This is a genomic window from Mesorhizobium oxytropidicola, from assembly GCF_056174625.1.
This window is the reverse complement of record NZ_CM149692.1, coordinates 7,107,109-7,128,218: the sequence shown is the minus strand read 5'-3', so window position 1 is coordinate 7,128,218 and position 21,110 is coordinate 7,107,109. Positions and strand designations below refer to the sequence as shown.

The following is a 21,110-nucleotide window of genomic DNA, read 5'->3' as shown; positions in this document are numbered from 1 at the left end:
ATTACTGATTTGACCGCCAGGGATGCACGCCTCCACGCCTTCCGTTCCGACCTTGCCGACGCGAGGCTGAAAGGCGAAGTTACCGCCGACCGCTTTGTCAGCGGCCGTCCGGCGCGGATCACCGCTCCCTTGGCCGATGTGCGTAAGGGACCGCGGCCTGACGCCGGCGTCAACACGCAGCTCCTGTTCGGCGATGATGTCCTCGTTTTCGAGGTCGCCGAAGGCTGGGCCTGGATCCAAGCCGAACGCGACGGCTATGTCGGCTATGTCGCCGACACCATGCTGGGCGGACGCGACCATGCGCCCACCCATATCGTCTCCGTCCCCCGCACCTTCCTCTATCCCGGACCCGACCTGCGCTTTCCGATCGCGGCACAGCTGTCGATGGGATCGGCCGTGACGGTGACGGGCGCCGCCGAGACGCGCGGCACGCACTATGCCGTCCTGCCCTCAGGCGAAGCGATCATCGCTGGCCACCTCAGGCCAATCGGCGAAGTTGCCGCCGACTATGTCGCGGTTGCCGAGACGTTTCTTGGCACACCGTATCTGTGGGGCGGCGCTTCCGGCTTCGGCATCGACTGTTCGGGCCTCGTGCAACTGGCGATGCACATGGCCGGCAGGGACGTACTGCGCGATTCCGACATGCAGGCGGCAAGCATCGGCGAGCCCCTTGAGCCTGGCCCGGATTATGCCGGACTGCGGCGGGGCGACCTCGTCTTCTGGAAGGGCCATGTCGCCGTCATGACCGACGCCGACACCATGATCCACGCCAATGGCCACACCATGCTGGTCTCGCGCGAAGGGCTGAAGGACGCCATCGCCCGGATAGGTTATCTCTATGGCGGGCCGACAGGGGTTAGAAGGCCCTAGTGCAGTTCTTCCTTCTCCCCTTGTGGGAGAAGGGTGTCGCCGAAGGTGAGGATGAGGGGTGTTCCAGGGAACGCCAGCGTCTCACTCCGCTGGAACACCCCTCAACCGTCTCGGCGCTGCGCGCCGATCCACCTTCTCCCACAACGGGAGAAGGGAAGAAGGCGCTACGATCCCCTTTTGTTCCGATTTTGCTTGGCGTTCGCGTGTACCCGCGCTACCTCTGGCGGGTGACAGTTGAGCCGCGCCTTGCCGAGCAGAATGCCGCCATTGCCCTGCCCGAGCCATTCCTCAGATGGTTCGGGGAAAAGGGCTGGTCGCCGCGCGCCCATCAGATCGAATTGCTGGCGAAGGCTCAAAGCGGGCAATCGGTATTGCTGATCGCGCCGACCGGAGCCGGCAAGACGCTGGCCGGCTTCCTGCCCTCACTGACCGAACTCGCCGTCAGGCCAAGGCGCAAACCCGGCCAGGCGCATCGTGGCATCCACACGCTCTACATCTCGCCGCTCAAGGCGCTGGCCGTCGACATCGAGCGCAATCTCGGCAAGCCGGTGGAGGAGATCGGACTGCCCGTCACCATCGAGACGCGCACGGGCGACACGCCTTCCCACAAGCGCCAGCGGCAGAAACTGGTTCCGCCCGACATCCTGCTCACCACGCCTGAGCAACTGGCGCTGCTGATCGCCGCCCCCGACGCTAGGCGCTTCTTCGAGGATCTGCGCTATGTCGTGCTCGACGAGCTGCATTCGCTGGTGACGTCGAAACGCGGCCATCTCTTGGCGCTCGGGCTGGCGCGGCTGCGCAATTACGTGCCCGACCTGCAAACGATCGGCCTGTCGGCGACAGTGGCCGAGCCGGACGAATTGCGGCGCTGGCTGGTCAGCCAGAATCCGCCCCCAGGCTCCAAGGGGCCCGCGATGGCTGGGCTGATCACCGTTGCGGGCGGGGCAAAACCTGACATTTCGATCCTCGATTCGCGCGAACGCGTTCCGTGGTCCGGCCATTCCGCTCGCTACGCCATTCCCGAAATCTACGAGGCGATCAAGCGGCATCGGATGACGCTGCTGTTCGTCAACACCCGCAGCCAGGCGGAACTGCTGTTCCAGGAATTGTGGCGGGCGAACGAGGATTCGCTGCCGATCGCCTTGCATCACGGCTCGCTCGATGTCGGCCAACGCCGGCGGGTCGAAAAGGCGATGGGCGAGAACGCGCTGCGCGCCATTGTCGCGACGTCGACGCTCGATCTCGGCATTGACTGGGGCGATGTCGACCTGGTCGTGCATGTCGGCGCGCCAAAGGGCGCCAGCCGGCTGGCGCAGCGCATCGGCCGCGCCAACCACCGCATGGACGAGCCGTCCAAGGCGATCCTCATCCCGGCCAACCGTTTCGAGGTGCTGGAATGCCGGGCAGCGCTCGATGCCGACTATCTCGGCGCGCAGGACACGCCGCCTTTGATCACCGGCGCTCTCGACGTGCTGTCGCAGCATGTGCTCGGCGTCGCCTGCGGCGCACCCTTCGACGCCGACCATCTGTTCGAAGAGGTGCGCGGTGCCGCCCCCTATGCCGCGCTGGCGCGCGAGACGTTCGACCGCGTCGTAGATTTCGTCGCCACCGGTGGCTATGCGCTGAAGAACTACGAGCGTTACGCGCGTATCCGCAAGACCAAGGACGGCCTGTGGCGCGTCTCAAATCCGCGCATCGCGCAGCAATACCGCCTGAACGTCGGCACCATCGTCGAGATGCCGGAGCTCAATGTCCGCTATGTCAGGCAGGGCCGCGGCATGGCCGGGCGCGGCGGGCCGGTGCTGGGCAAGATCGAGGAGTATTTCGCCGAAACGCTGCGCCCCGGCGACAATTTCCTGTTCGCCGGCAAGGTGCTGCGCTTCGAAGGCATCCGCGAGAACGAATGCGTCGTCTCCAACGGTGCCGGCGCCAACATCATCGTGCCGTCCTATGCCGGCGGCAAGTTTCCGCTCTCGACCTATCTGGCCGACCAGGTGCGCGGCATGCTGGCCGACAGCGACCGCTGGCAGGCGCTGCCCGAACAGGTCGCCGACTGGCTGCGGCTGCAGAAGGAAAAGTCGGTGCTGCCCAAGCGCGGCGACCTTCTGGTCGAGACCTTTCCGCGCGGCAACCGCCACTACATGGTCGCCTATCCCTTTGAAGGCAGGCTGGCGCACCAGACGCTCGGCATGCTGCTGACACGGCGGCTCGAGCGGGCGAACGCAAGGCCGCTCGGCTTTGTCGCCACCGACTATTCGCTGGCCATCTGGGCGCTGGACGACATGGCCGCTCTGTTCAAGGCCAGGAAGCCGTCGCTGGCCGCCCTGTTCGACGAGGACATGCTGGGCGACGATCTCGAGGCCTGGCTGAATGACAGCTGGATGCTGAAGCGCACCTTCCGCACCTGCGCTGTCATCGCCGGGCTGATCGAGAAGCGCTTTCCGGGCCAGGAGAAGAGCGGCAGGCAGGTGACGGTCTCGGCCGACCTGATCTATGATGTGCTGCGCAGCCACGAACCGGATCACATCCTGCTGCAGGCGACGCGCACTGATGCGTCGGCCGGGCTGCTCGATGTCAGCAGACTTGCCGAGATGCTCTCGCGTGTCCGCGGTCGAATCATGCATAAGCATCTCGAGCAGATTTCGCCGCTGGCTGTGCCGATCATGCTGGAGATCGGCAAGGAATCGGTGAATGGCGGCGCCAATGAATCCCTGCTCATGGAAGCCGCCGACCTGGTCGAAGAGGCCATGGGCCGAGGTGAGGAACGAAGGTAGAGGATGAATTTCTCGCTGACACGCGCATCGCTGATTGCCGAGGCCGATTTGGTCGGTATCGCCGGCGAGCGCGCGGTCTGCGATCCGCGCGGCGTGCTCTTTTTTCCTGAGCTCAGGCTGTTGGCGGTCTCCGATCTGCATCTGGAAAAAGGGTCGTCGCTGGCGCGGCGCGGCACGCTGATCCCGCCCTACGACACCGGCGCGACGTTGCTCAGACTGCAGGCCGTCATATCGGACTACCAGCCGTCGATCGTCATCAGCCTTGGCGACTCTTTTCATGATGGCGGCGGCGCAGAGCGCATGCACGCGAGTTTTCGCGAGCGGCTGGAAGCGCTGATGGCGGGCCGCGACTGGTTCTGGGTCGCCGGCAATCATGATCCGGAAGCGCCGGCGGATCTGCCCGGGGAAACCGTGCGGGAATTGGCCATCGGCCCACTGCTATTCCGGCATGAGCCGTCGAAAGTGCGTGTCGAGGGCGAGATATCTGGCCATCTGCATCCCTGCGCGCGCATTGTGCAGCGCGGCCGTTCGGTGCGCCGGCGTTGCTTCGCGGGCGATGGCGGGCGGATGATTATGCCGGCCTTCGGCGCCTATACCGGTTCGCTCAACGTCCTCGATCGCGCCTATGCCGGGCTGTTCCGGCTGGAAACGTTGATGGCCTACATGCTTGGCGCCGACCGCATCTTCGCCATCTCCCGCTCGATGCTGCGGCCGGGCTGACCTCAACGTCCGTAGTACAGGGTCACCGTGTGCTTCGCCTCGGCGAAGAACAGCCAGCGTTCGACCAGCATCCCGGCGAACTGGACGATCGCGGCAAGCACCGACGGCACCATCGAATAAGGCCAGGGCAGGGCAAAGGTGGCAGCGAGCAGCAGGACGGGCAGGGCGAAGGCCAATCCCTGTGTGAGCATGCGCAGCTTGGCACTGTGCTTGCGCGCGATGCGAAAGCCCATTTCCTTGAGCAGGTAGTTTTCCTCGGTATGCGGCCACTCCAGCGACCGCACAGTGCCGCCGGCCAGCCCCGTCGCGGTGTTGGCAGTGGTCGGAATCTCGAGCCGGTCATTGTAGCGCCAGGTCGCGAGCTTCCAGCCCCAGCCGGCAAGGGTGGCGAGCAGCGAGAACGCCAATACGGCCATCGAGGCGACACCAAAACCTTGCAGCAGCGCGTTCAACAGAACACTGCCGGTCATGGTCGCGAAAATAAGATAAGCCGGCAAAGTATAGCGGCTGTGCCACTGGGCGATCGGCTTCAGCGAGGCGTAGATCATGCCGGTGGTGCAGACCGTGACGATCGCACCGATGGCGGCCAGCAATCCGGCAATGGCCACCCAGCTGCCATTGCGGCCAAAGAACACCCAGCCGATGCCGAACAGCCCGGCCGGGATGAAGGTGATGACCGAGGCCAAGCCTTCGCGCGACAGCCATGAACTGCGCCACTGCGAGAACGCCCGCCAGGCGCGCTCCGGCCTGCCGAGATGGCCGGTCGAGGACAACAATCCCGCTGCGATCAAACCGAGCGCCAGCCCCAGGCCGACGATACCCAGCCAGAAGTCGGCGGGGATGATCTGGAAACCACCGAAAATGCCAAGCAGCGCCAGCAGGCCATAGCCTGCACCCGTGGCGGTGGTGAAGAAGACGACGGAGAAGGCTGGATGCATGGGCTAGTTCGAAAGCATGCGATCGACCCAGCCGAGGAAGCCGCCTTCGGCCCGCACCGGCTCCAGCGCCTTTGCTGGCACCGATGCGGCGCGTTGCGTGTGGGCGCGCGGCGGCAGGTATTTGTTGGTCGGGTGATAGCCGAGTTCCGGCATCAGGTCGACGCCGCCGCGCTCCGCCACCAGTTGCGAGACGGCCGACTGGGGATCGCCGAGATCGCCGAAATGCCGGGCGCTGGTCGGGCAGGCGGCGACGCAGGCCGGCACCCGGTCTTCCTCGGCCAGGTTATCGTTGTAGATGCGGTCGACGCACAGCGTGCATTTCTTCATCACGCCGACATCGGTGTCGAATTCGCGCGCGCCATAGGGGCAGGCCCAGCTGCACAATTTGCAGCCGATGCACTTGTCCTCGTCGATCAGCACGATGCCGTCCGAGGCCCGCTTGTAGGACGCGCCGGTCGGGCAGACGGTGACGCAGGCCGGCGTGTCGCAATGCAGACAGGAGCGCGGGAAGTTCACCGTGCGCCCGCCCATCTCGGTGGTGTGTTCGTAGCTGTGCACGCGGTTGAACCAGACGCCGTCGACATGGCCGCCATAGGGGTCGATGTCGGTCAGCGGCGCCATGTGGCCGCCGGTGTTCCATTCCTTGCAGGCGGTGACGCAGGCCTGGCAGCCGACGCAGGTGTCGAGATCGATGACGAGACCAAGTTTCTTGTCGGTATGGGCGGGAAGGCAGGTCATTCGGCGGCTTCCCTGTTCATGCGGAATTCAGCGCCGAAGCGAAGGATGTCGGGCGCGGGCTCGAAATGCGGCGGCTGCTGAAAACGCTCGAATTGCGGCTCGGTGAAGCCGGCTTCCTCATCAGCGCATTTGACAATGCGCACGCGCAGGTCGAACCACGCCGCTTGTCCCGTGACCGGGTCGGAATTCGAATAGCGCTTGCCCTGCACATCGGCCGAGGTCTGATCGCCGATGATGTGGTTGAGCAGGAAGCCGCGATTGCTCTCGGCGGCATCGTCCTTCAGCCCCCAGCTGCCGCGCCTCTTGCCGATAGCGTTCCAGGTCCAGACCGTACTTTCGTTCACCCCGTCGACCAGCTTGATCTGCCCCTTCACCCGGCCATTGATGCTTTCGATCCACACCCAGTCGTCGTCGACGAGACCGAGGCTGATCCCGGTGCGGTGATGCACGAACAGCCTGTTCTGGCTGGTAATCTGCCGCAGCCACGCATTCTGCGACCCCCAGGAATGATACATATGCATCGGCCGCTGCGTCAGCGCGTGCAGCGGGTATTTATGCAGGTCGACAGCCGCTTCCTCGAAGGGCACGTACCAGAACGGCAGCGGGTCCATGTAGGTCTCGATGCGCTGGCGCTCGCTCTCGGGTGGTACCACCCGGCCACGGCCGCGCGCGGCCAGCCGAAACCGCTGCAACGGCTCGGAGTAGAGCTGAAAGACGATCGGCTCCGCTTTCGGGATAAAACCCATCTGCACCGCGAAATCGAGATAGGAGCGGTTGGCCATCTTGTAGTAGCGCTGGTCCTCGGCGAAGTCGTGATGCCAGAAGCTGCCATTGTCGATGTAGCGCTGCAACTGGTTCGCATTGGCCTCGCCCTTGCCGATCGACGTGCCGTCCTTGCCCCGCCAGCCGGCGAGCGGTCCAATGCCTGGCGTACGCTCATGATTGACGATGTAGTCGGCATAGTCGGCGTATTTGGCCGATCCGTCGTCCTTGACGAAACCGGGCAGGCCAAGCCGTGCGCCGAGCTCGATCAGCACCGACTGGAACGGCCTGACGTCGCGGTCCGGCTCGACCACGGGATGGCGGATGGCATCGCCCGGCCCGTCGGCATGGCTGATGGGCCGGTCGAGCAGGCTGATGCAATCGTGCCGTTCGAGATAGGTGGTATCCGGCAGCACGAGGTCGGCGAACGGCACGGTCTCGGAATAGTACGCATCGGAATAGATGATGAAGGGGATCTTGTAGTTGCCCGCCTCATCGCTGTCGGTCAGCATGGCTATGGTCTCGACAGTGTTCATCGAGGAATTCCACGCCATGTTCGACATGTACATCATCAGCGTGTCGATCGGGTATGGATCGCCCGCCCAGGCGTTGCGGATGACGGTGTGCATCAGGCCATGCGCGGCGAGCGGCGCGTCCCAGGAATAGGCCTTGTCTATGCGGGTTGGCGTGCCGTCTTCATCGACCAGCAGATCGTCCGGCCCACAGACAAAGCCGAGCGGGATGCCGTCCAGCGGCGTCATTGGCTTGACCGTCTTGCCCCCGGGTTTCGGGCCCGGCGGCGCCGACCGGGGATAGGGCGGCTTGAAACGGAAGCCGCCGGGGGCATCCACCGTGCCCAGAAGCACCTGCAGCAGGTGGATGGCGCGGCAAGTGTGAAAACCGTTCGAGTGGGCGGAGATGCCGCGCATGGCATGCATCGAAACCGGCCGACCCTTGATGGTCTCGTGCCGGCGCCCGGCCCAATCGGTCCATGCGATAGGCAGTTCGATCGTCTGTTCGAAGGCGACATGGGCAAGTTCCGCGGCAATCCGGCGGATCGTATCGGCTGGAATGCCGCAGCGCTCCGCGACCGCAGCCGGCGCATAGCTGTCATCGAGGTAGCGGTCGGCGATCAGCTGGAACACCGGCGTGCAACGGCGGCCGGCGACTTCAAAGCTGCCGGTCAGCGCCGGCTTCGCCTCCGGGTCGGCTGCCTTGACGGACGTCTTCGCCACCCTGTCCCAGGCCAGCGGATTGGCATAGGCATCCCTGACGAACAGCCCATCGTCGGAGGCGCCGGGCTCCTGCACGACGAGGATATGGGCGTTGGTGTAGCGGAGCAAATAGTCGAGATCGACGCGTCCGGCTTTCAGCAATTCGTGAATGAGCGCGAAGACGAACAGGCCGTCGGTACCGGGCCGGATGCCGATCCAGTCGTCGGCAATCGCATTGTAGCCGGTGCGGCACGGATTGATCGACACCACCTTGGCGCCGCGCGCCTTGAGCTTGCCCAGCCCGATCTTGATCGGGTTGGAATCATGGTCCTCGGCAACGCCGAACAGCATGAAATATCTTGTGTTGTCCCAGTCAGGCTCGCCGAACTCCCAGAACGAGCCGCCGATTGTGTAGAGGCCCCCGGCCGCCGTGTTGACCGAACAGAAGCCGCCATGGGCGGCGAAGTTCGGCGTGCCGAACTGGCTCGCCCACCAGCCGGTGAGAGATTGCGACTGGTCGCGCCCGGTAAAGAAGGCGAGTTTCTTGGGATCGGTCCGGCGGATGGCTGATAACCGTTCGGTGGCGATCGCGAACGCTTCTTCCCACTCGATCTCGCGGAACTCGCCCGAACCGCGCGGGCCGGTACGCAGCAATGGCTTCTTCAGCCGGGCCGGGCTGTAATGCTGCATGATGCCGGAACTGCCCTTGCCGCAGATCACGCCGCGATTGACCGGGTGGTCCTTGTTGCCGTTGATGAAGCGGACCTTGCCGTCCTTGATGTGCACGTCGATCCCGCAGCGGCAGGCGCACATGTAGCAGGTCGTCTTGGCGATGCTGTCCGAAACGCTTGGCGATGTGTCGACGCCGTCGCCTTCATCCGGCGCGCGCGTGTCGGCAAGCGGGCGTTGCGATGGTGCCGAATTCGCGCCGCGCGGTGGGTGGATCATGAGCCGGTGGTGCCGGCGCGGCCGGCGGACTTGGCCCGTGTCTTCGGCCCGGGGCCGCGCATGTAATGCTCTTCAGGGTGATAGCGATCGCCAGCCAGCCGCCGCCTTATGCCACGGGCCCAATGGGCAAGCATGGATCTGAACCGCCCGATCATTTTATGCGCTGCGACCTGATGGCCAATTTTTTCTAACTTCACCTGAAAAAGTAGAATAAAGCTATCGATCCGTCTAATCAGTTGTTCTTGTAAATTCGATCGATATTGGTTCTTAATGCGCCATGACCCTGGATCAGTTGCGCATTTTCGTCGCCGTCGCCGAGCGCGGCCACATGACCAAGGCGGCGGAGCTTTTGGGCATTTCCCAATCGGCGGCATCGGCCGCCATCCGCGCGCTCGAAGAGCAGCACGGCGTCCACCTGTTCAACCGCGTCGGCCGCAACATCGAACTTGCCCAGACGGGCCATCGGTTCCTGCCGGAGGCCAAGGCCGTGCTGGAGCGCGCCGCCGCCGCCCGCAATGTGCTGGAACATGTCTCGCAGACGGTCGCCGGCAGTCTCTCCATCGCCGCCAGCCTGACCATCGCCAGCTACTGGCTGCCGCGCCGGCTGGCGTCCTTCCACGAGGCCTACCCCGCGGTGCGGCTGAGCGTCAGCATCGGCAACACAAGGCAGGTCGAGGCCAGCGTGCTGGATGGAACCGCCGATCTCGGCCTGGTCGAGGGGCGCACCGAATCCGACATATTGCGCCGCGCCAAGGTCGACACCGACCGGCTGATGCTGGTCGTTGCCAGTTCCCATCCCGAGATCGTCGAAACCGCGCCGGGTTGTCCCGACATCAGGGGCCTGCGCTGGATCATCCGCGAAGGCGGTTCGGGCACGCGCGAGGTGCTTGAGGATCTGGCGCGGCGCGAGGGGATTTCGCTCGCCGATTTGCAGGTATTCCTGGTGCTGCCCAGCAACGAGGCGGTTCGCCAGGCAGTCGAGGCGGGCGCCGGTGCCACCATTATCTCGGAACTCGTCGTCGGGCGCGCCGTCGCCGAAGGCAGCCTGCGGTCCGTGCCGATCGAACTGCCGAAACGCGACTTCGCCATGATCACGCATCGCGACCGGCAGGCAAGCCTGGCCCAGATGGCACTGAAGGCGCATCTGGGTACCGAATCCGCTGGGAGCGGCTCAGCGTAGTTAGGCGAACTTCCGCTGGGCATCCAAAGCCAGGCCAAGCCCGACCGAGCCGAACATGTCGCCGTCGATGACGGAAGCCTGCGGCACCAGCGACAGTATTTGTTGTCTCGCCAGCGGAATCGCGGTCGAGCCGCCGGTCAGGAACACCGCGGTGATGTCGGACGGCTTGACCCCGGCGTCGCGCATGGTCTCAGCCACCGTTGCGGTGACCCGCTCGATGTCCCTGGCGATGGTGGCGTCCAGCCCGTCGCGCGTGATCCCGGCGGCGAACTCCACGTCAGCTAGCCTCACCGCGACTTCGGCCGATGATAGGTCGGTCAGCTCGATCTTGGCCTTTTCCACCAATGCCGCCAGCGCGTGCCCATAGCGATGCTCGACAATGTGGATGAAGCGGTCGACAAGATCGGCGCGCCCGGCCTCGTAGCGGATCTGGCGCAGATGCGTCATCGCCTTGGCGGTGTAGACCAGATTGATGCGCTGCCATGTGGCAAGATCGATGAAATAGCTTGCCGGCAGATTGCGCTTGCCGTCCTTGGTCGGGGTCAAATAGCCGAGCTGCGGCATGACATGGGCGATGCTGAGCAGCCGGTCGAAATCCGTACCGCCAATATGCACACCCCGGCTGGCCAGGATATCGTCCTTGCGGTCGAGGGATCGGGCACGCTCCGGCGAGACGCGCACCACCGAAAAGTCAGACGTGCCGCCGCCCATGTCGATGATCAGCGCCAGCTCCTCTCGCGTCACCCTCTGCTCGTAGTCGAGCGCCGCGGCGATCGGCTCGAACTGGAAAGCGATGTGCTTGAAGCCCTGGGCATGCGCGGCCTTTTCCAGGTCGCTCTGCGCGTTCGCGTCGGCTTGCGGGTCGTCATCGACGAACTGCACCGGACGGCCGAGCACCACGGTCTCGACCAGATCGCCGCCATCTTCTTCAAGCTTCTTCCTGAGATGGCCGAGGAACAGGCCGATGATCTCCATGAAGCCGATCGAGCGCGCCTTGATGCGCGTCTTTTCATGCGCCAGCGAGCTGCCGAGCACGCTCTTCAACGAGCGCATCAGCCGGCCTTCAACGCTGTCCGTGTAGTTGGCGATAGCCTGGCGGCCAAAACAGATGCGGCCATCCTCGAAATTGAAGAACACCGCGCTGGGCAGCGTGACCTGGTTGTCTTCGAGCGCGACGAGGTGGGGCTGCCCGTTGCGGACCACGCCGACTGTGGAGTTCGAAGTGCCGAAGTCGATACCGGCGAATGCTGGTCGCAAAGCAGCCTCCTGTCATTGGCGGCAGACAGCGGATCGGCGCTCGCGGGAGAAGCGTGCGCTGTGGTTCCGGGCGACCGGACCGCTCTGCCGAATTGAATTGTGCGTGCTTGCCCGTTGGGCGGGGAGGTGCGGTCTATAGCATGACGCGGAAAAGGGAAACCCCTTTTGGACGCTCAATCCTTGCGGAAGACCAGCCTGCCGAGCCAGCCCGTCAGCATGGCCAGCGATATGGCGAAGACGCCATAGAGGAAGGAGTAGTTGTGGGCGACACGGAAGATAGACTGTTCGAAGCCGGACTTGCGGATTTCGAGCTGGGCCGAACTCTCCTTGATGAACAGGCCGCTCTTGAACAGGAAGGCACGGGCCTTGTGGGTGCCGACCGGCACATTCGGCGCCAATCGCACGGTGGCGCGGAACAGGTTCTGCGACAGGAACTGCACGCCGCCGACATTCTCGCTGTAGAGGCCGGTCGCCGCCTTGCGTTCGCGCAAGGCCGTGGTGAATTCTTCGATCGTCGCCGGGCTGTCGCCGGCGTCGGCGGGCTGCATGTAGAGATTGGAGGCCCCGAGCGACAGCTGCTTGTAGCTGTTCGGTTCGGTGATGTCCTGCAGCGGCCGCGTCGTCGCCACCGAATAGGACATCGGCACATTCTCGAAGGTTTCGGAGTCCAGATTGACCCACACGCCGAGCACCCGATCCTTGCGGCGCACCACCACCGGTCGTGGCGGGCCCTCGAGCACGACGATGACGTCGTAGCGCCCCTGGCGGGCGACCAGCGGGTCGGGATTTTCCAGCGAGCCGAAGATGGTCAGGTCGGCGCCGGAAAAGCCGGCGGTGATCGAGACATTGTCGGTGGAGAGACCGATCTGGATGCCTTCCGTCAGCGGCGTCTGTGCCTTCGCCGGCGCGGCGGCCGCAAGCAATGACAGGAGGATGGCGGCTGCGAACGCTTTCGGGCCCGTCATCAGTTGAGGCCCGCGCTGGACAGAGAATAGAGATTGGGCGGGGTAACGAAAAGATCGATGGCGAGCCGGATCGCCACAGCCAGCACCAGCAAGGCCAGCAACGCCCTGAGCTGCTCGCCGCGCAGCCTCTGGCCGGCCTTGGCGCCATATTGCGCGCCGGCCACGCCACCCGCCATCAAAATGAAGGCCAGCACGACATCGACTGTCTGGTTGGTGGTGGCATGGACCAGCGTCGTATAGGCGGACGTGAAGATGATCTGAAACAGCGAGGTGCCGATAACGACGTTGGTCGGCACCTTGAGCAGATAGATCAGCGCCGGCACCATGATGAAGCCGCCGCCGACGCCCATGATCGACGACAGGAAACCGATGCCGGCACCAAGGCCAAGCACCGGGATGACGCTGACGAACAGTTTTGACGCCCGGAACCGCATCTTCAGCGGCAGCCGGTGGATCCAGTTGTGCTGGCCGGATTTCTTCAGTACCGGGGCGGCACCACTGCGTGTGGCACGCAGCGCATTGATGCTTTCGACCAGCATCAGCCCGCCGACGGTGCCGAGCAGCACGACATAAAGCAGCGAGATGAACAGGTCGAGCTGGCCGAGCCGGCGCAGGAAGGCGAAAACATAGATGCCGGCGGTGGAGCCGATGATGCCGCCGGCGAGAAGCACGCCGCCGAGCTTGAAGTCGAGCGTGCCTCGCTTCATGTGCGAAAGCACGCCGGAGACGGAAGAGGCGATGACCTGGTTGGCGCCGGTGGCAACGGCGATCGCTGGGGGAATGTTGTAGAAGATCAGGAGCGGCGTGATGAGGAACCCGCCGCCGACGCCGAACATGCCCGATAGGAAGCCCACCGCCGCACCCATGGCCAGCAGCACGAAGACGTTGACGGAAATTTCCGCAATCGGGAGATAGATGCCCACCCGTCAGTCTCGATCAGTTTGCCTGTCGGCGAATACAGCCGTTATCGGCAGTCTCGCACCGAAAAGCCAATTTTTCCTTGCGCCGACGCGGCGGCGGGGTCAAACCCCGTCGCCGCGCCGAAACAAAAAATATCTCAATCAGTTAACAGGCAAATGTGTGGCAGGAGCGTCGTGGAAACGACGCTTCTTCTTGTTATTTGCGCGCCAGCAGCGCCCGCACCAGTTTTTCATCGACGGCGCCGGTCGCCGGCAGCTTGTTGTCGGTCTGGAAAGCGATGATCGCGTTCTTGGTCTTCTCGCCCATGACGCCGTCGGCGCCGCCGGCATCGTAGCCGTTCTTGTTGAGGATGAGCTGGATGTTCTTGACCGCCTTCTTCATGTCGATGCCGGCGGTCGTCTGCGGTGTGCCTTCCTGCCAGGATTCGGGAATGTCGGCCGAATTGGTCGCCGCATTGAGCGGCTTGGCCTTCCACAATTCGGTCGCGGCGCGCGCCCGCTCGAGCTGCTCGGGCCGCAGCGCATTGGCGATCTCGTCGCGCTTGGCGGCCGCATCCTTGTCGCCGGTCTTGGCGACGAGCGCGAACCATTTGTAGGATTCCTCGAGGTTCTGCTTCATGCCGACGCCCTTGGCGGCGAGGATGCCAAGATTGAACTGGCTGTCCTTGACGCCGAGGTCGGCGGCTTCCTGGAACCAGTGCGCGGCCGATTCATTGTCGGACACGCCATCCGCGGCCATGGCGAACAGCACCGCCAGATTGTGCATGGCGCTGGCGTTGCCCTGTTCGGCGGCGAGCTGGTACCAGGTCTTCGACTTCTTGATGTCGCGGGCGACACCGATGCCCTTCTCGTAGAAATTGCCGATGCGGTATTCGGCGGGCGCGAAGCCGAGTTCCGCCGATTTCTCGTACCATTTGGCCGCTGCCGCCATGTCTTCCTTGACGCCGCGCGACTCGGCGTAGCGCGAGCCGATCTCGAACAGTGCCTTGGCGTCGCCACCGGCGGCGGCATCGCGCAGCGCGGCCGGGCCGGCATCGGCCGGAATGTCGAACTTGGCCGCAGCTGCCGTCGTGGGGGCATCCGCTGACGCAACCGCACCGGTGGTGTCCTTGGCGGTGGCCTCGTTGGCCGCCGTTGGCGCGGCCACGACCGGCTGGGTATCGGTATCCGTCGCCTGCGCACCACCGGTGACAGCCGGCTCTGAAGCCGTCGTATCCATCGGGGTCGTGGCAATGGGCGCGGCTGGCGCCGGAGCGGCCGAAGCCATCGGGCCGGAAGAGGCGGCTGGCGCGGGCTCCGCGACCGGTGCTGTATTCGCCATCGCGTCCGTGTCCGACGGCATCGCCAGGGCGGTCTGCGCCACCATGTCGTCTTTGCTTGCGGGCACGGATGGTTCGGCCTGCCTGACGGCGCGGGCCGGCGCGTTGTCGGTCGCTGCCGGCTGGGCTTCCGTCTTCGGCTGGCTCGCCGTGTCGACGGATGCCGTTTGCACCGGTTGCGCGGCGACGATCGGTGCGGCGTCGTTGTTTGCCACCTGGGCGGGATCCGAGAGAAACGCCTTGCCGAGCTGCAGTCCGGCAAGCGCCAGCATGATCGCCGCCGCCGCCATCAGGATCGGCTTGCGCCGCGCCTTGAGCAGGTCGCCGATCCTGAGCGCCTTCACTGGCCCCTTCACCGTCGACTGGCGCTTCAAGGCGTCGGCCTCCGCGGCGGCAGCCTGGGCGGCGCGCCGTGCGGCTGCGATGAAATCCGATTTCGCGGCGTCGCTTTCGCTAGGCTTTGCCGGCTGGCCGCGCTCGTCGCGCACGCGCTTCATGATGGCATTGAGGTCGGGCGCGCCGGAGCCGGGCTCAAGCGGGCGGTTGGCCACTTTCGGGTCGAGCGGCTCGTCGAGATCGACACTCGGTATATCGGCGCTGGGCGCCGAGCCGGCCAGCGGCGGAACGTCCGCCGCCTTCTTGCCCTTGAAGGCGCGGGCCAGCCCGCCGAACATCGATTTGCGGCCTGCCGGCTGGTCTTTCTCGGCGATGGTGTCGGACCCGAGGGCGGCCATGGCGGCGGCAGCGGCGGCTTCCGCCGGCGAGCGCGTGCCCAGGTCGCTGCGTGCACCCAGGTCGCTACGCGTACCCTGTTCGTTGCGCATTATGGCGGCGGCGCGGCCATCGAGATCGGCCATGTCGCCGGTCAGTGGCATCGGCTCGTCGATATCCAGGGACGGCGCCTCGACAGCCATCTTGGCGGTCCGTGCGCGGCGCTTGCCGACGGCCTCTTCCTGGCGCGTATCCAGCAGCTCGCTCACCGCCTCGGACGGTTCGCTGGTCTCCAGCGAACCCAGCCTGTCGACGATCTTGAGCAATGTGTCGTGGATGGCCTCGAAAGTTCTCGAATTGCGCTCGTCGGAACGCCGCGTCAGCGTTTCCAGCGTCTTTAGATCCTGGGCGAGGCCGGAAACGGCCGTCGCGTTGGCGTTCGACCCGGCCAGCGAACGCACCGCGTTCTCGGCGGCTTCGCGTGCCGCGCCGAGGATCGAATCGCGGGTGCCGGCCAGCGTCTTCTCGATTTCGTTGAGGCGCGGGCTGATGTCCTCGAATTCCGGCAGTGGGGTGCTCGGCCTGGAAAGATGGGCGGACAGGCCGGCGACCTGTGCTTCCAGGCTGCGGATCAGCGCCGGATCGATGCCGGCCACCTGGGCCGCCGATGCGTCGAGCCGGCTGGAAATATCCTCGAGCCGGCTTTCCAGCCCACGGATCGCCGCTTCGCCGGCGGGATCGGGAGCGCGCGTCTCCATGCGCGTGGCGAGTGCGGTGAAGCGGGCGTCGATGGCTTCCATGATGCCGGCGCTGTCGATCTGCGGTGTCATGCGCTGGTCGAGCCGGTCGGCAACCTCGTCCAGACGGCGCTCGAGATCGCGGAACAGCATATTGCCCTGTTCGATGGCGTCGCCCTGGCGGCGTTCCATCATGCCGGACAGCACGTCGAAGCGCTGCTCAAGCCCGTGGAAGATATAGTCGGCGTCGGGCATGACGGGCGCCTGGTCGATCTTGTCGGCGATGAGGGTGATCTGCTTGGCCAGCCGTTCCATTGCCTGTTCGGGCAGATTGGCGCGGCCGGCGAGTTCGTCGACCCGGCTCGACAGCGTGCTCAGGCGATCCATGACCGCATTGCCGGGGTGGTCCTGCGCCACTTCCTCGATCTGCCGGGCGAGCGAATCGATCCGCTTCTCGATGCGTTCAAAGGCTTCGTGGTCGACCGAATTGGCCTGTGCCGCGACGGTCGAGGCAACGATGGCGCGGGAAATCTCGTCGAGCCGTTCGTCGATCATGGCAAGCGTGTCGCTGCCGCGATTGTCCTGCTGGCCCGCGAAATGTTCGACGGCGCCGGCGAGCGTACGCACCTTTTCCTCAAGCGAGCGCAGCGACAGCGATTCCGGCAGGTTGTTGACGGCGTTGCTGATCTGCTCCAGCCGGTCGGTCAGGGCCGCAAGGGCGGGATCGTCGGAACGTTTGCGCTGGTCGGCGTCGACGCGGTCCTCGAAAGCCGTCCAGCGGCGGTCGAATTCGTCCCAGCGGCGGTCGACCTTCTGCACGCTCTCCTCGCGCGCCAGCGTGTCGAGCGCGGTCTTGACCTGCTCGAGCTCCAGCCGCAGCAGATTGACGCTTCTGTCGTCGCTCTTCTCCGAAAGCGTTTTGATGGCGCCGGAAAGCCGTTCGAATTCGACGCCGAGTTCGGCGCTGCCCTTGCCTGAAGCGCCCGGCTTGGCGTTCGCCTGGAAGGCGCGGTCGATATCCTTGCGCAGCGCATCGAATTCGCGCTGCAGGCCTGCTGTCATCTGGTGGCGCAGCTCCTCGCGCATGCCGCGCAGTTCGCCGGCGATCTTGCCGACCATGGCGACGCTGTCTTCCTGGCCACGCACGCGGTCGATGTCGCGGGCAATGGCCTGGTAGTTCTGGTCGAAGCTGGGGGCCGGGGCCGGGCTCTGCGGGCGCGGTGCCGGCTGCGGATCCTCGTACCAGCGCTGCTGCCCGGTTGGCTGGGCGGCGGGAGCGCGCGGATCGGTGGCGGGGTAACGCGGGTCGGTGGCGGGATAGCGCGGGTCGGCACCGTATTGGCGCGGAGCCGGACGTGCCGTCACCTCCTCGCGGGTCTGCCCCAGTCGCTGCTCCAGCGTCTCCAGCGAGCGGTTCAGTTGCTCGAGCGTGGTCTGCGGCCTGCGCTGCCTGCCGGCGTTGAGTGTATCGAGATAGGACCGCTTGCTGTTCATCGGTGCGTCCGTCTTTCAGATTGGCCGGCTTGCGACCAGCTCCCCAAGTCCCTGCCGGAACGAAGGCGACCGCGCTGCCACGGTGGAAGACAAGCTTCCCGGGGGTTCACCCGCGCTCCGAAAAACCGTGAAAAATTCGATACAGGATAAACACGGGTAGCCGACGCGCCCACATTTCCCCCAACGTGGTAAACAACGCGTTAACCAAGCTTAAGAAGTTGCAAGGACGTTGGCTGTCGCCGTCCGCGGTGCGGCATAAAGCACCTTCTCAGAACGCCCCTTGCGTCATGAGGCGGCTATCGGTATAGAATTGACGTAAACGTAAAAGGCGCATTTGAGTGTGCTGTTTGCGATTTTGTTTGTCGAAACCACGGCCGGAAGCACGCCCCCGCTTCCAGTCAGGCGACGCATGGTCCAGGACCGCGACGCCACCAGACGGGGAAAGCCAGTGACCATGAAGCTTATCTCGGCCGGCGAGACCGCGGCCAATACCAATAATGTATCTGTCGAAGCCGGTGAGGATCTCGCCCGCATCGGCGAAATGGCCAAGAAATACGGCGTGACGCTGCGCACGCTGCGTTTCTACGAAGACAAGGGCCTGCTCAATCCGCAGCGCGACGGCTCCACCCGTCTCTACACGCGCCGCGACAAGGCCAGGCTGAAGCTGATCCTGCTCGGCCGCAAGGTCGGGTTCTCGCTGCGCGACGTCAAGCAGATGATGGATCTCTACGATCCGACCGGTTCCAACACCAAGCAGTTGCGGCTGGCGCTGGACAAGTCGGAGAAGCAGCTTGCCCGCCTGCAGAAGCAGCGGGCGCTGATCGACGACGCCATCAACGAGCTCTCCGGCTCGATGTCGGCGGTGCGCCAGATGCTGGCCGAGCGCACGGCGCAGGCGAGCGTCGCGAGCTAAGCAAGTCTGCTGAATTTGTAACGATCAAAGCCGCGTGGCCATGGCCGCGCGGCTTTTTCTGTGGATCAGGCCAGCGCGGCCGCTCCCGTTTCAGGATACCTGCGTCTGAGAGGTGCTGATCCGCAAGCCAGCTGTGCCCGCGGCCTCAAGAAGTGCGAGCAAACTCCAGAATGCGTCGGGAGAAGCCGTTCCGAAGTCCACGCTCAGCGCCTTGGGCCGGATGGAAAGGGAATGGATGATGTTGCCGAACTCGGCGCCCTCCACGTAACGCTCATCATCGGGGTCGAACCAGTGCTGGAACCAGGCACCGATCTGGTCGAGCGGAGACGCCGCGAGCGTGTGATGGATCACGACGTCATTCCATTGCAACTGTTCGATCAGGAGTTCGGCGCGACCAAGCCGACCCGATATAGGCTCGAACGTGACGAAATCCGGCTGAAGCTCCGCAGGTTCGACCTGTCCGTCATTCTTGATAAAGTCGACGCAACAAAGCCCGCCAAAGAGCCCGCTCTCCTCACCGATCTGGAATTTTACCTCCGGTGACCCTTGGACGCAGCTCCGCCGCTGCTCTTCGACGAACATCCGGAACTGATCTAGATAGTGGCTCTGGATGCTGATTATGAATGCGGCAGGGTTCATTCAGCGAAATTGCCTCGCTGCGAACGGATGGACAAGCGGCCTTTTCGAAATCCCGATCGGCCAGAGGTTGTCGAAATTTCTTTCGACACAATAAATTGACGTTTACGCAAACGTCAATATTTGCTATTGCGGCTTCGACATTGGCCCGCTTGCCGCGCACGGCTTGATTTCGGGGCCTAATCCGCATGGTGGAGGAAAAGCATGCCGATCTACAGGGCCCCGGTCCAGGACACGCTGTTCGTGCTCAACGAGGTGCTGGGCTATCAGCGCTATTCGAACCTTCCCGGATTTGCCGACGCCACGCCCGACGTGCTGGAGGCGATCCTCGCCGAGGGCGCCAAGCTCGCCGAGAACGTCATGCATCCGCTCAACCGCGTCGGCGATATGGAAGGCTGTGTGCGTCACGACGACGGCTCGGTGACGACGCCGAAAGGCTTCAAGGAAGCCTTCGACCAGTATCGCGAGGGCGGTTGGATGGGGCTGGCGGCGCCGGTCGAGTTCGGCGGCCAGGGGCTGCCCTACATGGTGCACCAGGCGGTCTCCGAATACATGGTCTCGGCCAACATGGCGCTGATGATGTATCCGGGCCTGACCCAGGGCGCGATCGCGGCGATCATCACCCACGGCACCGACGACCAGAAGGCGACCTGGCTTCCGAAGCTGGTCGAAGGCGCCTGGACCGGCACCATGAACCTGACCGAGCCGCATTGCGGCACCGATCTCGGCCTGCTGCGCACCAAGGCGGTGCCGAACGGCAATGGCACCTACAAAATCTCAGGTCAGAAGATCTTCATCTCGGCCGGCGAGCACGACATGTCGGACAACATCGTGCATCTGGTGCTGGCCCGCATCGAGGGCGCGCCGGAAGGCGTCAAGGGCATTTCGCTGTTCATCGTGCCGAAGCTCAAGCTCGATGCATCGGGCAATCCCGGCGAGCGCAACACGCTTTCCTGCGGCTCGATCGAGGAGAAGATGGGCATCCACGGCAATTCGACCTGCGTCATGAACTATGACGAGGCCGAAGGCACGCTGCTCGGTGAGGAGAATGGCGGCCTAAAGGCAATGTTCACGATGATGAACGAGGCGAGGCTCGGTGTCGCCTTGCAAGGGCTGTCAATCTCCGAAATTGCCTACCAGAATGCCGTTTCCTACGCCAAGGACCGGTTGCAGGGCCGTTCCCTGTCGGGGCCGAAGGCACCGGACAAGAAGGCTGACCCGATCATCGTCCATCCCGACATCCGCCGCTCGCTGATGACCATGAAGGCGTTCAACGAGGCCGGCCGCGCGCTGGCGTTGTGGACGGCGATCAAGTCCGACATCGCGCATCGTTCCCCCGACGACAAGGATCGCCAGGCCGCCGAGGACTACACCGGCCTGATGACCCCGGTGGTCAAGGGCGTGTTCACCGACAAGGGCTTCGACCACGCCGTCATGGCCCAGCAGGTGTTCGGCGGCCACGGCTATATCGAAGAGCACGGCATGAGCCAGTTCGTGCGCGATGCCCGCATCGCCATGATCTATGAAGGCGCCAACGGCATCCAGGCGCTCGACCTCGTCGGCCGCAAGCTCGGCCTGAACGGCGGCCGCGCCATCCAGGCTTTCTTCAAGGAGGTCGGCGAGTTCTGCGAGGAAAACCGCGCCGACGAGAAGATGGCGCCCTTCACCAAGGGGCTGAAGAAGGGCCTCAACGATCTGCAGGCGGCGACCATGTGGCTGGTGCAGAACGGCATGGCCAAGCCCGACAACGCCGGCGCGGCCTCGACCGACTACATGCATCTCTTTGGCCTTGTCGCGCTGGGCTACATGTGGGCGCAGATGGCCAAGGCGGCGCAGGGCAAGACCGGCGCCAACGGCACCCAGCCCTTCTACGACAACAAGGTGGTGACGGCGCGCTTCTTCATGGAGCGGATCATGCCGGAGACGTCGGCCCATCTCGCCCGTATCTCGAGTGGCGCGGACACGCTGATGGCCCTGCCCGCGGAAGCGTTCTAAAGATGGTTGCCCTCCCCCC

The 21,110-nt window shown here is 64.5% G+C and carries 15 protein-coding genes; 6 read left to right on the top strand and 9 right to left on the bottom strand.

Annotated elements, in window-relative coordinates:
• Positions 1-9: 9 nt before the first annotated feature.
• From AC0V8S_RS35250 to pdeM, 3 genes are all read left to right on the top strand, one after another.
• Positions 10-870 carry a C40 family peptidase gene (locus AC0V8S_RS35250; RefSeq protein WP_475436251.1) on the top strand — a complete coding sequence of 287 codons (861 nt, stop codon included), beginning with the start codon at positions 10-12 and terminating at the stop codon, positions 868-870.
• Positions 871-1,097: 227 nt separating this feature from the next.
• Entirely contained in the window at positions 1,098-3,644 is a 2,547-nt protein-coding gene (locus tag AC0V8S_RS35245; RefSeq protein ID WP_475438755.1) for a ligase-associated DNA damage response DEXH box helicase, read from the top strand.
• Between the two features lie 3 nt (positions 3,645-3,647).
• Positions 3,648-4,364, top strand: coding sequence for a ligase-associated DNA damage response endonuclease PdeM (pdeM, locus tag AC0V8S_RS35240; protein WP_475436249.1), 717 nt, complete (start codon positions 3,648-3,650; stop codon positions 4,362-4,364).
• A 2-nt stretch (positions 4,365-4,366) separates the two neighbouring features.
• Here the strand turns inward: pdeM and AC0V8S_RS35235 are convergent, their stop codons facing one another.
• Genes AC0V8S_RS35235 through AC0V8S_RS35220 form a run of 4 tightly spaced genes read right to left on the bottom strand, consistent with a single transcriptional unit; the run spans position 4,367 to position 9,098 of the window.
• A complete protein-coding gene (locus AC0V8S_RS35235) occupies positions 4,367-5,302 on the bottom strand; it encodes a dimethyl sulfoxide reductase anchor subunit family protein (RefSeq protein WP_475436247.1) in 936 nt (311 codons plus the stop codon).
• A 3-nt stretch (positions 5,303-5,305) separates the two neighbouring features.
• Positions 5,306-6,040, bottom strand: a complete 735-nt coding sequence (locus tag AC0V8S_RS35230) for a 4Fe-4S dicluster domain-containing protein (protein WP_183456129.1) — start codon at positions 6,038-6,040, stop codon at positions 5,306-5,308.
• Positions 6,037-8,964, bottom strand: a complete 2,928-nt coding sequence (locus AC0V8S_RS35225) for a molybdopterin oxidoreductase family protein (protein WP_475436244.1) — start codon at positions 8,962-8,964, stop codon at positions 6,037-6,039. Before AC0V8S_RS35225 ends, AC0V8S_RS35230 begins: the two co-directional genes overlap by 4 nt.
• On the bottom strand, positions 8,961-9,098 hold the full coding sequence (locus AC0V8S_RS35220; RefSeq protein ID WP_475438771.1) for a hypothetical protein: 138 nt from the start codon (positions 9,096-9,098) through the stop codon (positions 8,961-8,963). The genes AC0V8S_RS35225 and AC0V8S_RS35220 overlap by 4 nt, the downstream gene beginning before the upstream one ends.
• Before the next feature lie 143 nt (positions 9,099-9,241).
• On the opposite strand from AC0V8S_RS35220, the gene AC0V8S_RS35215 reads away from it, so the two are divergent.
• Positions 9,242-10,144, top strand: a complete 903-nt coding sequence (locus AC0V8S_RS35215; protein WP_475436241.1) for a LysR substrate-binding domain-containing protein — start codon at positions 9,242-9,244, stop codon at positions 10,142-10,144.
• Here AC0V8S_RS35215 and AC0V8S_RS35210 read toward each other — a convergent pair whose 3' ends face one another.
• The 4 genes from AC0V8S_RS35210 to AC0V8S_RS35195 form a co-directional block, all read right to left on the bottom strand.
• Positions 10,145-11,401: an Hsp70 family protein gene (locus tag AC0V8S_RS35210; protein WP_475436239.1), complete on the bottom strand. Its 1,257-nt coding sequence runs from the start codon at positions 11,399-11,401 to the stop codon at positions 10,145-10,147.
• Positions 11,402-11,574: 173 nt separating this feature from the next.
• The gene (locus tag AC0V8S_RS35205; protein ID WP_475436237.1) at positions 11,575-12,366 is read right to left on the bottom strand and encodes a TIGR02186 family protein; all 792 of its coding nucleotides are present in this window, start codon (positions 12,364-12,366) and stop codon (positions 11,575-11,577) included.
• Positions 12,366-13,289 carry a sulfite exporter TauE/SafE family protein gene (locus tag AC0V8S_RS35200; RefSeq protein WP_183456137.1) on the bottom strand — a complete coding sequence of 308 codons (924 nt, stop codon included), beginning with the start codon at positions 13,287-13,289 and terminating at the stop codon, positions 12,366-12,368. The genes AC0V8S_RS35205 and AC0V8S_RS35200 overlap by 1 nt, the downstream gene beginning before the upstream one ends.
• Before the next feature lie 193 nt (positions 13,290-13,482).
• Positions 13,483-17,547 carry a peptidoglycan-binding protein gene (locus AC0V8S_RS35195; protein ID WP_183456139.1) on the bottom strand — a complete coding sequence of 1,355 codons (4,065 nt, stop codon included), beginning with the start codon at positions 17,545-17,547 and terminating at the stop codon, positions 13,483-13,485.
• 454 nt (positions 17,548-18,001) lie between these two features.
• Between AC0V8S_RS35195 and AC0V8S_RS35190 the strand changes: the two genes are divergently transcribed.
• Complete coding sequence (locus tag AC0V8S_RS35190) at positions 18,002-18,460, top strand: MerR family transcriptional regulator (protein WP_095198515.1); 459 nt, start codon at positions 18,002-18,004, stop codon at positions 18,458-18,460.
• A gap of 90 nt (positions 18,461-18,550) precedes the next feature.
• On the opposite strand, the gene AC0V8S_RS35185 is transcribed toward AC0V8S_RS35190, so the two are convergent.
• On the bottom strand, positions 18,551-19,099 hold the full coding sequence (locus AC0V8S_RS35185; protein ID WP_183456141.1) for a hypothetical protein: 549 nt from the start codon (positions 19,097-19,099) through the stop codon (positions 18,551-18,553).
• Positions 19,100-19,300: 201 nt separating this feature from the next.
• Between AC0V8S_RS35185 and AC0V8S_RS35180 the strand changes: the two genes are divergently transcribed.
• Positions 19,301-21,091 (top strand): acyl-CoA dehydrogenase, encoded by a 1,791-nt coding sequence (locus AC0V8S_RS35180; RefSeq protein ID WP_475436234.1) that lies wholly within the window; start codon positions 19,301-19,303, stop codon positions 21,089-21,091.
• Positions 21,092-21,110: the final 19 nt, after the last annotated feature.

Coding starts and splice junctions, on each gene's coding strand:
- AC0V8S_RS35180 (WP_475436234.1), top strand. CDS start 19,301: ATGCCGATCTACAGGGCCCCGGTCCAGGACACGCTGTTCGTGCTCAAC.
- AC0V8S_RS35230 (WP_183456129.1), bottom strand. CDS start 6,040: ATGACCTGCCTTCCCGCCCATACCGACAAGAAACTTGGTCTCGTCATC.
- AC0V8S_RS35190 (WP_095198515.1), top strand. CDS start 18,002: ATGAAGCTTATCTCGGCCGGCGAGACCGCGGCCAATACCAATAATGTA.
- AC0V8S_RS35215 (WP_475436241.1), top strand. CDS start 9,242: ATGACCCTGGATCAGTTGCGCATTTTCGTCGCCGTCGCCGAGCGCGGC.
- AC0V8S_RS35185 (WP_183456141.1), bottom strand. CDS start 19,099: ATGAACCCTGCCGCATTCATAATCAGCATCCAGAGCCACTATCTAGAT.
- AC0V8S_RS35195 (WP_183456139.1), bottom strand. CDS start 17,547: ATGAACAGCAAGCGGTCCTATCTCGATACACTCAACGCCGGCAGGCAG.
- AC0V8S_RS35205 (WP_475436237.1), bottom strand. CDS start 12,366: ATGACGGGCCCGAAAGCGTTCGCAGCCGCCATCCTCCTGTCATTGCTT.
- pdeM (WP_475436249.1), top strand. CDS start 3,648: ATGAATTTCTCGCTGACACGCGCATCGCTGATTGCCGAGGCCGATTTG.
- AC0V8S_RS35220 (WP_475438771.1), bottom strand. CDS start 9,098: ATGCTTGCCCATTGGGCCCGTGGCATAAGGCGGCGGCTGGCTGGCGAT.
- AC0V8S_RS35225 (WP_475436244.1), bottom strand. CDS start 8,964: ATGATCCACCCACCGCGCGGCGCGAATTCGGCACCATCGCAACGCCCG.
- AC0V8S_RS35235 (WP_475436247.1), bottom strand. CDS start 5,302: ATGCATCCAGCCTTCTCCGTCGTCTTCTTCACCACCGCCACGGGTGCA.